Origin of the sequence: Leptospira adleri, from assembly GCF_002811985.1 — a bacterium.
Lineage (GTDB): Bacteria > Spirochaetota > Leptospiria > Leptospirales > Leptospiraceae > Leptospira > Leptospira adleri.
The window spans coordinates 15968-28078 of record NZ_NPDU01000059.1 but is presented as its reverse complement, the minus strand read 5'-3'; the positions used below and the strand labels follow the sequence as shown (position 1 = coordinate 28078).

At 43.0% G+C, this 12111-nt stretch carries 11 protein-coding genes; 4 read left to right on the top strand and 7 right to left on the bottom strand.

The features are described 5' to 3' along the window. Positions 1 to 227 precede the first annotated feature (227 nt). On the bottom strand, positions 228 to 2261 hold the full coding sequence (locus CH376_RS18175) for a 7TM diverse intracellular signaling domain-containing protein (protein ID WP_420843566.1): 2034 nt from the start codon (positions 2259 to 2261) through the stop codon (positions 228 to 230). A gap of 380 nt (positions 2262 to 2641) precedes the next feature. Further along, entirely contained in the window at positions 2642 to 3553 is a 912-nt protein-coding gene (locus CH376_RS18170; RefSeq protein WP_100787669.1) for an AraC family transcriptional regulator, read from the bottom strand. Positions 3554 to 3676: 123 nt separating this feature from the next. Between CH376_RS18170 and CH376_RS18165 the strand changes: the two genes are divergently transcribed. After that, on the top strand, positions 3677 to 4528 hold the full coding sequence (locus tag CH376_RS18165; RefSeq protein WP_100787670.1) for an NmrA family NAD(P)-binding protein: 852 nt from the start codon (positions 3677 to 3679) through the stop codon (positions 4526 to 4528). 185 nt (positions 4529 to 4713) lie between these two features. Next, positions 4714 to 5259, top strand: a complete 546-nt coding sequence (locus CH376_RS18160) for a YbhB/YbcL family Raf kinase inhibitor-like protein (protein WP_100787671.1) — start codon at positions 4714 to 4716, stop codon at positions 5257 to 5259. A 120-nt stretch (positions 5260 to 5379) separates the two neighbouring features. Here the strand turns inward: CH376_RS18160 and CH376_RS18155 are convergent, their stop codons facing one another. The 5 genes from CH376_RS18155 to CH376_RS18135 all read right to left on the bottom strand — a co-directional run bounded on the left by CH376_RS18155 (position 5380) and on the right by CH376_RS18135 (position 9670). Continuing rightward, positions 5380 to 6552 carry an adenylate/guanylate cyclase domain-containing protein gene (locus tag CH376_RS18155; RefSeq protein ID WP_100787672.1) on the bottom strand — a complete coding sequence of 391 codons (1173 nt, stop codon included), beginning with the start codon at positions 6550 to 6552 and terminating at the stop codon, positions 5380 to 5382. 663 nt (positions 6553 to 7215) lie between these two features. Continuing rightward, a complete protein-coding gene (locus CH376_RS24085; RefSeq protein ID WP_125231991.1) occupies positions 7216 to 7449 on the bottom strand; it encodes a hypothetical protein in 234 nt (77 codons plus the stop codon). 217 nt (positions 7450 to 7666) lie between these two features. Beyond that, positions 7667 to 8248, bottom strand: coding sequence for a DNA-3-methyladenine glycosylase I (locus CH376_RS18145; RefSeq protein ID WP_100787674.1), 582 nt, complete (start codon positions 8246 to 8248; stop codon positions 7667 to 7669). Positions 8249 to 8285: 37 nt separating this feature from the next. Then, entirely contained in the window at positions 8286 to 8663 is a 378-nt protein-coding gene (locus tag CH376_RS18140) for a DUF952 domain-containing protein (RefSeq protein ID WP_100787675.1), read from the bottom strand. Further along, entirely contained in the window at positions 8657 to 9670 is a 1014-nt protein-coding gene (locus tag CH376_RS18135) for a DUF2804 domain-containing protein (RefSeq protein WP_100787676.1), read from the bottom strand. The genes CH376_RS18140 and CH376_RS18135 overlap by 7 nt, the downstream gene beginning before the upstream one ends. Before the next feature lie 246 nt (positions 9671 to 9916). Here CH376_RS18135 and CH376_RS18130 point away from each other — a divergent pair, with 246 nt between their 5' ends. Further along, positions 9917 to 11317: an SBBP repeat beta-propeller lipoprotein, LipL53 family gene (locus CH376_RS18130; protein WP_100787677.1), complete on the top strand. Its 1401-nt coding sequence runs from the start codon at positions 9917 to 9919 to the stop codon at positions 11315 to 11317. Between the two features lie 74 nt (positions 11318 to 11391). Next, entirely contained in the window at positions 11392 to 12087 is a 696-nt protein-coding gene (locus CH376_RS18125) for a hypothetical protein (protein ID WP_100787678.1), read from the top strand. Positions 12088 to 12111: the final 24 nt, after the last annotated feature.

The following is a 12111-nucleotide window of genomic DNA, read 5'->3' as shown; positions in this document are numbered from 1 at the left end:
GGAACTAAAAAGTATGTTGACATGGAGAAATTAAAAGAGTTAAAAACTTTAAAGCTCATGGCTTGATCGTGTGAGAAGAGCGCTTCTCAAGTTCTCATTTGTGCGAAACTTTAAGGACACTATCATGAAAACGGATTCTATGGAATTTGTTTTATTCACAATAGAATCCGTTTTTAGAAGTCTCATTGTGGTTCCACAGTCAAAGCCAAATACGACAAAGAGACGGCTCAAACAGCTTTTGCGGAACTTCGGCAAGCGCTCCGATACCAAAAAGAAGCCGAGTCCGTAGGAAATTCTTGCAAAACTTCAGCGAAAAATTCTTCCGCACTTTTAAAGTCGTTTTGAAAAAAACTCAAGACTCCCTTTTCAAATTTTGCCTTGGTTTTGAAGAATTTCTCCGCGTCTTCGCTCTCCGTATCGCAAAATTCCAAAACAGCAAGATCTTCCTTCTTTCCCTTCACAAAAGTTCTTCCTAAGTACCGATAGAGAAAAATCGAAGGATCCGTTAGGGAAGAAAAAGCGGTTTCGCTCAGAAGAATCTTTGCGCCGTAATTTTTTGTTAAACCTTCGATTCGAGAAGCGGTATTGACGGTATCCGAAATCACGGTAACTTCCATCCTGTTTTTTGAACCGATCGTTCCCAACATCACCGGACCTTTGTGAACCGCGATTCCCGTCTCGATCGGCTTATAACCTTGGCGACTTCTATCCACGTTATACGCCTTTAACTGCCTTTGCATTTCGATCGCGGCCAGCAAACCGTCGTCAACGTTCGTTTCGAAAAGCGCCATGATCGCATCCCCGATAAACTTGTCGATGGTTCCGGAATGTTTCTCGACCGCAGGAGTCATTCTCTCCAGGTAAGAATTTAAGAAATTAAAATTCTCTTGAGGACTCATCGTCTCAGAAAGCTCCGTAAACGATCTAATATCGGAGAACAATACCGTCATCTCCTTCTGAATCTGATCGCCTAACGCAACTTGAATCACTTCATTCTTTCCCAATAGATTGATGAGTTTCGACGGAACGAATCTGGCGAAGGACTCGTTCAAACGCGCCTGCCTTTCAATCGAATGATTTTGTTCTCTTATCAGCTCTTTTTGCGCGTCCTGTTTGTCTTTGATCAGTAAGGAGATTCGATCGCCTAGACCCAAAGAAAGCAGAGTAACCTCCAAACCGGAACCGATTTGCATACTGAATTCCGTTATAAAGTTTACCGGAATCGATCCGATCGTCTTGAGCGCGTAGAATACTCCGCCAAAAAGCAAAGCAGAGAATGCAATCATAAAATAACGAGCTGGTCTATAACCGCTTAACAATGCTTTTATGCCGAATCCGAGAATCGAAAATACGGTAAACAATCCTAAGATCGCCACTTGAAAAGCAGCTTGTGTCAGACTGACAAAAAAAGCGGAAATCGAAGCGAGCGCACAAAGAACGATCAAAATCCGATTGAATTTATGCAAGACCGGAAATGTATTTTTTGTGTCCAAAAAATCTCTTGTAAACAGAAGAATACTCAATTCTAAAAGACCGGCTAAAAATGGATTCATCCTTCGAGCTCCCCAGGAAAAATCCGGCCAAAAGTATTCGTAGGCAAAACCGTATTGCGACATGAGGAAAAGCGCAAAGCAGAGAATATAAAAAACGTAATAGAAATAACTCTTGTCCCTCACCGTTAAAAGAAGAAACAAGTTGTAAACCGCCATTGCAATCAGGATCCCGAAATAGATCCCGTTGATATATTGAATATCTCTAATATTCTTATAGAACGCAGCCGGCTCCCATAGTATCAACGGCATTTGCATGCTGTCATCATTCTTAAATCGAAAGTAATAAGTGGATTCTCCCGGCGTCACTCGAATCGGAAAAACGAAAGTATGACTTTTTACGGGCCTCTCCCCAAAAGGTTTTGCGATTCCGACTTCGGTTTTCTTAAATCCATCCGCACTCGGTTCGTAAAAAACGATTTCATCGATCAGCGGAAATGTAATCTCGATCATCTTTTCCTTAGCAGAATCCTCGGGATTAGAAAGGGTGAACTTCAACCAATAAGAAGATTTTGTAAATCCGAATGAAGGACTTTCTTGATCTGAATTTTGAAACGGAAGCTCTTGAACGGAATCGATCGTTTGCGTAGAATCGGGATCTTCCAAAATTTGAGAATAAAGACCTAATCTTACTTGATCGTTCTCTAAGGGGATTCTTTCCCCAAAGATAGGAAGGGATAGGAAAAGAAACAAAAACCCCAAAAACTGCATTTTCACGTAACTCTTTCTCCCTTATTCTTTGATGGAATTGCAGGCAAGAGTTTACACATTTGAAAAACTATAAACAATTATTTATTTCCAAAGTAAAAAACGAAAAGACCCGAAAGAATTTCGACGCCTCGTTCGCTTACCCAGATTGATTACCGATCATAGGATTTGCTATATTAATAGTAACGTTACAAGACAAACGAATTGCAGCTTACTAATGTTAGTCGTTTAACGAAAATAATGCCACGACTTCTTTATGGGGGCTTGTCTCTTGCTTGTAAGATTGTCCTTGCTTTTACGAAATATTCTTAAATTCTTATAAAAGCAAAATTTCACCTGAAAGGAAACGATTTGTAGAACGTTAGCCGAACTCGTCTATTTTTTCATGATACGTATCGAACTTTTTGCGGTTCTTCTTTTCTGGGTGAAACTCCGTGAATTCTTTTAAACGCTTTTGAGAATGCGAACGCAGAAGAATATCCTACGATCCTCGCCACTTCTTCCAAAGTTGCCCCCTGGTCTTGAATCAAACTTCTTCCCTTTTCAATTCGTAGCCTCGACAGATAATCCATAGGTGTGCATCCCAAAACGTCTCGAAAACGATTGGCAAGGGACGCTCTGGAAATTCCCACCGTTCTTGCTAGATTTTCCAACGTCCAGGGATGTGCGGATTTTTTATGAAGGGCTTCTAAGGCCGCTAAAATCTTCTCGTCCTTAAACGCGCTCCTCCAACCCGGCGAAGCGGAAGGATGAGTCTCCAACCAATGACGAATAACGTAATAAAGTAGAATGTCGGTTAATCTTTGAAGAATCAAATCCGATCCGAGTTCCAAATCCACTTCCTGAGAAATCAGAATTAACGTTGTATGCAACGGATGATGAGGAGGAATTTCTCCGGAACGAATTAGAATATGATCGGGAAGCTCCAAAAAAAAAGGATGTTGCGTCGATTCCGGAACTTCGTAGCGAACCGAAACGAAGGTCGTGATCGGAGCTCCGAAGGATTTAGATTCTTTCTTTAGAAGTTCGTTGAACTTTCCGATGTCCATCGCTCTGTGATTCGGAGAAGATACCAGCTCGTGATTGAATCCCTTTGCGATAAAGAGTATATCACCTTTTTCCAAGGGAATACACTTCCCTCGAAAACGAACAAAACAGGAACCCTGAGAAATCAGATGAAATCCTCCGCTCCGTTCACACGGAAAACGAAGTCCCCAGGCTTGATACATCGACCTTCTCGCTAAAATATCCGTCTTCCAAGCAGCGGCCGTAAGAATTTCCGAAAGTAGATCCATAATACAATTTTAGCTCCAAATATCCAAAAGTCGATCTATTTATACGATTGGATATGCTTTTTGGATTCTGAGACATAGCCAGATTTTTCATTTTAGGCTAACATCTTTTTAGGAGAACGAACTATGAAAGTATTTGTATATGCAGGGACCGGACTCGTCTCGGGCCTAGTGGTGGATAATCTATTAGCAAAAGGTCATGAAGTCTACGCAAGCACAAGAAACCCGGATTCCGGTAAAAAGGCGTCAAACCTTCACTGGGTAAAAACGGATGCCTCTCAGCCAAATTTAGGACTTGAAATTTTAGACAAAGTGGATCGGGCATTTTTTCTTTGTCCCCCCGGTTATACGGATCAATTCTCGGTCCTTAACCCTTGGATAGAAAAGGCTAAGTCTAAAAAATTACAGAAAGTTGTACTTATGACGGCAATCGGCATAGACCATTCTCCTGAAGATCTTCCGTTTAGAAAGTTAGAGATCTCGCTCGAAAAATCGGGGCTCGCATACAATATCATTCGACCCAATTGGTTTATGCAGAACTTTCAGACTTTCTGGATTTCAGGAATTTTGAAGGACAAAAAAATCTACTTCCCCGGAGGAAACGCTAAGGCCAGCTTTGTCGACGCAAGAGACATCGCTTCTTCGGCAGTAACGCTCTTATTGGATGATTCTTCCAGCGGGAAGGGTTTCACTCTTACCGGTAAGGAGGCGATCACCCACGACGAGGTCGCTCAAAAGCTATCGAAGGCGACAGGGCTGAACATTATCTTCGCGGACATAACATCCGAAGATTTTAAAAATGGTTTAGTGAGCGCGGGAGTCTCGGAAGATTATGCAAACGTTTTGGTTTATATCGCGGGTGCTCTCAAAGATGGACACGCTGCTCCGATCTCAAACGCCGTAAAGGAAATCACCGGTAAAGATCCGATCACTTTCGATCAATATGCCGGCGACAATAAAAAAGCCTGGTTGAATTAGAAATTCTTGATAGGCCCGATTCAAATTCGGGCTCATCTTTCTTCCTAAAAATCAGTCGTTCATGATTTTTTCACTGAGAATCGGAAAATGATTTAAAAGAATTTTTCAAAATTCTTAAAACAAGAATTGCAAAAAGTCTAATTTCTTATCGAATAATTTACGTTTAGAAAGGAGAATTTCGATTTATGAAAATCAAAGGAATTGCACTAGCGTTCTTACTGTCCGCTTCCGTGCTACAAGCGGAACCTTTTCAACTCAAAAGCCCGGAACTCAGCGCGGGAAAACTAATCGCCGACGAACAAGTGTTTAACGGTTTCGGATGTACCGGCGGAAACGTTTCCCCTTCTCTTTCCTGGTCAGGACTTCCAAAGGACACAAAAAGCATCGCAGTCACCGTTTATGATCCGGACGCGCCGACGGGAAGCGGATGGTGGCACTGGATCGTTTTCAATCTTCCTGCAACGTCAACTTCTCTTCCTGCAAATGCGGGGAATTTAGAAAAAAATCTTCTGCCAAAAGAAGCCGTCCAAAGTAGAACCGACTTCGGAACCGGCGGTTACGGCGGACCTTGTCCTCCCAAAGGAGACAAACCACACCGTTATATCTTCACCGTTTACGCTTTGAAGGATAAAATCGGAGCGGATCAGAATTCTTCCGGCGCTTTGATCGGCTTTTATATCAATCAGCTGAAAATCGGAGAGGCAAAAATCACCGCAAAATACGGAAGATAGAATTCTCTCTTCCGATTTGATTTATCCCTTTCGACAGAATATCTGCCGGGAGGGATAAATTTTACCATTTTATTTTTTAAGAATTCTGTAAAGTTCTCGATTTCCTATCGAACCGCAACTTCAAACCGGAGACAAAGTTACGGAATGAAGGCTTAACAATTTTTCCTTTCCTTTTACTTTCACTTCCCCCATTGCGGCGGTTTGAAATTCGTTTCCGACTCGGTTCAGAACTTCCTGAGAAACTAAAAATTCCACATTCAATTCTTTGCATGCAGATTCGATTCGAGAAGCCGCGTTCACAGCGTCGCCGATCACGGTGAATTCTAATCTTTCTTCGGTCCCTATATTTCCGCAAATCGCCTCTCCAAAATGAATTCCGATTCCTTGTCTTATTTCCGGCAAACCTTCTTTCTCTCTTTGAATATTCAGTTTTTTTAATGTCTTTTTCATCTCGATTCCGGCCGTCATTGCATTGCGACAATCCGCGTCCGTGGATTCCGGTATTCCGAATGTCACCAAAATTCCATCGCCGATAAACTTATCCACGGAACCTCCGTTTTCAAATACGACTCTGACCATTTCCTTATGATATTCCGTCAAAAGAGAAATCACTTCGGCCGGAGAAAGTTTTTCGGATATCGAGGTAAAGTCTCGAATGTCGCAAAATAAAACCGCGATGTTTTGAATTCTTCCTCCGGGCGCAAAAAGATTATCCTCTGCGGTGATTCTTTGAATCACTCCGGGAGAAAAGTATCTTCCAAGCTGCGAACTTTGTCTTTCAAGAAGCGCAGATTCCTTCAATAGAGTGCGGGCAGTAAAAGCTATAAAAGAGACGATTCCTCCGTATAACAATACTAAGGCGGTCATGGAAAAATAATATTCCGGATTTGCCTTGGGTGATAAAAAAGTTTCGGAAAGACTGGAAGTCCATTCCACATTCGGATCTTTCCGCACGTACAAAAACATCCAAACTGAAATCGCAAGAGATCCCAAAGACACTAAAATCGGATATAGCGGTTTGAGAGACAGGCCGCTCAATAAAATGAACACGGCTGCCACCGGAATGAAACCGGTCTTCATAAGATAAGTTTTCGGAATCGCCTCGCCTCCGACCGAATCATACCAGGTCCAGGGAAGAATGGAAAGAATTAAGAGATCGACGCTTACTCCGGCCCAGCCCGCGATTCGATTGTCGTCCTTTAGACAAAATCTTTCCTTCGATAAAAACCAAACCATCGCCGCTGAAGCAAACGCAGCCCCCACATACAATACGAGAATCCAGATTCTTTCCATGGCGCTTTGTGAAACATTCAGGCTGGGCGGAATAAAGGAAGCGCAATGATCATCCTGAGAACATATCCGATTCGAAACGCTCGTTTTTCTTTTTTCCCGAGAATATCTTCCGTTGGTTGCATCGTCATCTACCTTTGTAATATGATAAAAACATAAACATTCTCAAGTTTCGCTTAGAAATGTGGAACTATAATAATCGGATTTTACCTTTGATACGCTTATTTTTACTGACCGTCTCCAAAAGAACTCTTCGCTTAACATTTTCCTTTTTAATAAGAAACATTAGTCTAAAATAAATTCTTTACAATCTCATATTTTTTCTGACAGTTTTTTCCCGGAAGGATTAGCTCCTACCATGAAACGGCTGTTTTTATTTTTAATTTTTCTCATTTTCCGTTTCCCGAACTTTTTACCCGAACTACCTTCATCCGGCAAACGAACCTGTTACATTCATCTTTCGCTACAGACGACTCGGTAAAAAAATTGAAATAGATCGCCGATTTAAGCTTTACCGCGGACGCTTTCGCCGCCCTTCGGAAAGATATCTATCGTTTGCCACAAGCACAAATAACGTTTCGAGGAAAGAATCGCAAAAGGTGTGATTTTTGAAAAATATAATGAAAAAGTCCTTTTCGATTTTCGAAATCACTTCTAAAAATCCATTCAATATTTCTCGATAATAGAAATTATTTCGACAAGACTCCGATTTTCGTTGATTGAGGAATATATTTTTTGTTTAAGAGAATGTTTGACGGCTCTGCCATTCTCTATCTTAATGATGGCGGGAAATCCGACCACATTCAATTTATATAACATTCTTGCGAGCATCCGATTTTTTTCGATCTTGGATTCCGGTCTCCTTCCGTTCATGTAAACGACGAGTATCTCTGGATTCAAAAAGGGTAAAATCTCCGCCTCTATCTTTTCTTTGCTATTTCTCCGAGAAGTGTAAAAAAAGAATTTCCTTCCTTCGAATTCCTTTAAGAATTCTGAATATTCTATTTTTCGCTTTTTACGTAAGTTTCTTAGAGCGAGTTTTGAAACAAAAAAGATTAAAATCGAAATGGAAAGAAAAATCAAAAATGGCATCACCGGACTCGAATACTCGGACGGATTAAGGTTTCTTTTTCACAAAACAAAAACAATCGGTGGTATGATCCATAACCATCCCAGTTGCTTGCATAAACGCGTAACAAATCGTAGATCCCACGAACTTGAAACCTCTTTTCTTTAAGTCCTTGCTCATCGCTTTAGATTCGGAGGTTTCGCTCGGCACTTCCCGGTTCGTTTTCCAAGAATTGTAAATCGTCTTTTGATTCACAAAGCTCCAGATGTATTTGTCAAAGGAACCGTATTCTTTTTGAATATTCAAAAATTCTTTAGCGTTTGTGACAGCCGATCGGATCTTCAATTCGTTTCGGATGATTCCTTCGTCTTTGAGAAGAGATTGAATCTTTTTTTCTTTGTATGCCGCGACTTTTTCAGGATCAAATCCGTCGAAGGATTCCCTATAAGTTTCCCTTTTTCTCAAGATCGTGATCCACGAAAGACCGGCCTGCGCCCCTTCTAAAATCAAAAATTCGAAAAGTTTTCGATCGTCGTGAACCGGAATTCCCCATTCTTTATCGTGGTAGCGTACGTACAACGGATCTTTGCTTGCCCACGCGCATCGCGTTTTCTCGGATTTTTCTTTCATTTTTCTTCTTTGACTTTAAAAATTTTCGAACGAACCTTCAATCTAAGAATGGAAATCGAAATTTTCCATCCTCGTCCGGTGTAATCTCGTGAACGTTTTCTATCGCGTCCGTATTCAAAGGTCCGAAAATATGAGGAAAAATATTCTTTCCTTCTTCCTTCGAAAATTTAGAAGAATCACTCGTTTCGAATTTCAATTCAGAAATTAATTTCCCCGTATTCACAACGAGAAGAACCAGATCCTTCCTGCCGGAAAAGATCCGATTTGCAGTGTCTTCCACCTGATTCTTCTTTGAGCTATGGATAAAACCTTCCTTCTCGAGAGAATCGGTGATATAAGAACCGGTTTTGAGCGCTTCTTCGTAGTCTTTTTTAGAGGCGATATTGTAGATATACTGGGGATTAGATTCTACCATCTTGCGATATGATCTTCGGCCCAACCTTGACCGTTTGCGATCTTATATTCGTTTTTTCCAAGACGAATGATCCCTTCGAATTTTCCGATCATCTGATGTACGGAGGAAGCGAGAATTCCGGTGTTAGTGGTCGCCTTTCTGTGAAATTCGGGAACGAACCGCAAATCGATCGCTTGGGAATCCTTCGTATAAAGACGCCAAGGTTTCATCCAATTTTCCTTATCAATCTCAAAAACTGCGTTAGACGGAATCTTGTAGATTCTTCCGTTTACCAAGATCGCATTTTCAGTCGTTCCGGTTTCGTCCGTCCACCCGGCCCCGAGATTGATCCCGATCCTTTCGCCCGCGTTAACCGCCACCATCGACGCCCAGTTCCATTTTGTGGAATAAGGCCAAACCCCTCTTCCATAATCCAAACAAGCGAAGGAATTCTCCGGTTCGAATTTGTGTTCCATCGCCCCGTATCGAACGGTTCCGCTAGCGCCAACTCCGAATAGTTTTTCGGTAAATTGAAATCTTCTCTTGGACCAAGGAACGACTACGTTGAGCGTTTCCCAATTCTCCGGTACGGGAATAAAAAGTTCGGCTTGAACCGGGATCTTGTTTCTGGGTGAAAAATTTACGGATAGACGATATCCTTCTTCTTCCCAAAAGAATTGAAGCCTCGCGTTGTTTCCGATATAAGTCGCGTTGCTTCCCAGAAGCTGCCCTAAACTCACTCCCGATCCGAATGGGGTAAGAATGGTTCCTTCTTCGAAATCTCCCGTTTTGCGATTGAGCCAATATACGAAAATGACTCCAGCGTAGTCCACGTCCGAAATCGTAAACGAAGCCAAGAAGTTTTCGTCATAGACGCACCAATAATTCCATTTCTTTTTCCGAAGATAATGCCCGCTCAAATTGCACCGATGCAAAGGCTTTTTGGACCAACCAACCGCGTTTAAATTCAGGTTTCCGGATTTATCGCAAAGATTCGTTTCTTGTCTGATTTCTGTCTCTAAGTTCATCTCTGAAAAACTCTTTTTAGGATAATGAGTACGGATACCAAGCCCGCCTTGAGAAGTCGAGATCTTTCCGTCCGGTCAAGATCTCGTTTTATCATAGGTTGATATCCCCTACGGACAGTTAATTTCTTTCCAAATTATAATTAGTTCTCCAAGTTTTACCAATCTTACTTCTTGAAAGAATGCACAATCTTTGATAGATTATTCAAATACGTAAGAATGCTATTTTAGAATTTTTTTAGGTGTAAAATGAGATCTTATCTTACCATCCCGATTCTCTGGGTTTTACTTCATTCTTGCGTTCCTGGCAATGAAATGAACTCGGGAAATCCGAGGACGAGTGAATACTGGGTGAGTCAATTTCTCGCCGGGATTCTCGCGGGAATTCATCCGATTATCTTTCGCGAAAATACAGGAACCTTGGAATGGACAAAACTTGTAGGGAAATCGGGCGCAAGCAGCCGGGGCAAGGACGCAGTCTTGGATCCGTCTCAGAACGTCGTAGCAGTCGGTGAAACCGACGGCGCCCTTTTTAACGGAAGTGTGATCGGATCCCAAGATTTAATCATCGTCAAATACAACGCTACAGGCGACGTCGTCTGGGCTCGGCAAATGGGAGCGTCCGGAGCGCTCCTTACGGTGGTTGGAGTCGCGACGGATCAATTCGGAAATTCTTATGTTGCCGGATATACGAACGCCGCTTTCGCGGGGCCTCTTCTGAGCGGTCAGGATCTTTTTGTGGTCAAGTTTTCTTTGGACGGAACTCCGCTCTGGAGCAAACAAGTCGGGCCGACCGGAGGAAGTTATTTTCTAAATCCGACGGACATCTGCGTGGATAGTCTCGGAAATTCCTTCGTCGCAGGAGACACAAACGGACCTTTCGGCGGCCCGGTCTCGGTCGGCGGAACCATGTTCGTGGTTCGTTTTGATTCTTCCGGAAACCAATCCTGGGCGACTCAGCTTTCCGTTACGGGCGCGAATACAACCGCAAGTGGACTCGCCTGCGATTCCGCTTCCGGCTCGGCTTTCGTCGCGGGTTGGGGAGGCGCGAATTATTCTGCGTTAACCGTTCCCGGGATCGGCGGAAACGATCTTTTCGTTTTTAAATACGACTCGAGCGGAAACAGACAGCTCTTCAATCACATAGGTCAAACTGGCACGGAAGTTCTTACCGGATCGATCACTTTCGATCGCTTCGGAAACGTTTTTGTCGGAGCCAATAGCAACGCCGACTTCGGTTCGGGAAACACCGGAGCCGCTTACCCTGGAACCATCTTTAAATTCGGCGCAAACGGAACTCAACAATGGGTTCAGCAATTCGGCGCAAATTTAGGATCATCGTCAACGACGGTTATGTCCTTATCCACGGATTTTGTCGGAAACGTTTTTTCTACCGGATTTACGACCGGAAATTTGCTGACCGGCTCGAGCGCGTCCATCGGCAATTACGATTTATTTTTTACAAAATACAACTCGCAAGGACAACAACAGTGGCTTCGTCAGATAGGAACCCCCGCCGCTACCTTGATGGGTTACGCAGCGGTCATCGATCCCGAAGGCGCACTCTACGCAACGGGTTCCGCAAACGGAACCATCAACGGAATCTCCATTAACGGAACTCAGGATTTGTTTTTGGTCAAATATCGCTAATCGAATCTCGAAAGAATTTCTTTTCTATTCAAAAAAGATCCTTTTGTCAGAAAGGATCTCAAAGACCGCAAACCATGAATCGAAATCGAAGTATCATTCACGTCGGACTCAGCGATTTATTTTTACCGATCGTCGTACGATCCAAATCCGAAATCCTTCAGTTCCAAGCCAAATTGGAAGAATTGGGAATCGAAATCACGGGAACCAACTACGGTCCGAATCAAAACGTTCTCACAAGACAACTTTCTCAATCGGTTCTTACGATCCAAGTGATCAACGCGGGACCGAATATCACGCAGCTCTTGATCATTTCCGAAAACCCGGACGGTTCCTTGGAATCCATCGAGGAGGATTTTGAAAGGGTCATCGAAGCCTTCGATAACGTCTGGCAAATCCAAGGGAAGAATGTGGTGAAAAGCGATCTTACCGTTCGTCTCCTCACGGACGCTTCCACGGAACACGCGTTCGGCGAGATCTGGGAAAAACGTCTCAAACAAAACAGGGATAGCCTGCAGCAACTCGGAAGACCGATCTTAGGAGGAGGACTTCGTTTTGTACTTCCTCCCCTCAATCCTCAGGATCCGGAAGATCACGGAATCGAAATCAAAATCGAATCTTTCTTTCCCGATCCGCGCAAAATTTTCATCGAAGCGATCTTTCTCTGGGGCGCTCCTCGGATGATCTCCGAAAAGTGGAACGCCTCCGATCGAATCCAAAAAGTAATTCAATACGTGGAACAACATCTGATCACTTTTTTAGATCAGGACTAAACCCCGGCTTAGCGATCTGCAGCG

Coding starts and splice junctions, on each gene's coding strand:
- CH376_RS18175 (WP_420843566.1), bottom strand. CDS start 2,261: ATGCAGTTTTTGGGGTTTTTGTTTCTTTTCCTATCCCTTCCTATCTTT.
- CH376_RS18170 (WP_100787669.1), bottom strand. CDS start 3,553: ATGGATCTACTTTCGGAAATTCTTACGGCCGCTGCTTGGAAGACGGAT.
- CH376_RS18165 (WP_100787670.1), top strand. CDS start 3,677: ATGAAAGTATTTGTATATGCAGGGACCGGACTCGTCTCGGGCCTAGTG.
- CH376_RS18160 (WP_100787671.1), top strand. CDS start 4,714: ATGAAAATCAAAGGAATTGCACTAGCGTTCTTACTGTCCGCTTCCGTG.
- CH376_RS18155 (WP_100787672.1), bottom strand. CDS start 6,552: ATGGAAAGAATCTGGATTCTCGTATTGTATGTGGGGGCTGCGTTTGCT.
- CH376_RS18145 (WP_100787674.1), bottom strand. CDS start 8,248: ATGAAAGAAAAATCCGAGAAAACGCGATGCGCGTGGGCAAGCAAAGAT.
- CH376_RS18140 (WP_100787675.1), bottom strand. CDS start 8,663: ATGGTAGAATCTAATCCCCAGTATATCTACAATATCGCCTCTAAAAAA.
- CH376_RS18135 (WP_100787676.1), bottom strand. CDS start 9,670: ATGAACTTAGAGACAGAAATCAGACAAGAAACGAATCTTTGCGATAAA.
- CH376_RS18130 (WP_100787677.1), top strand. CDS start 9,917: ATGAGATCTTATCTTACCATCCCGATTCTCTGGGTTTTACTTCATTCT.
- CH376_RS18125 (WP_100787678.1), top strand. CDS start 11,392: ATGAATCGAAATCGAAGTATCATTCACGTCGGACTCAGCGATTTATTT.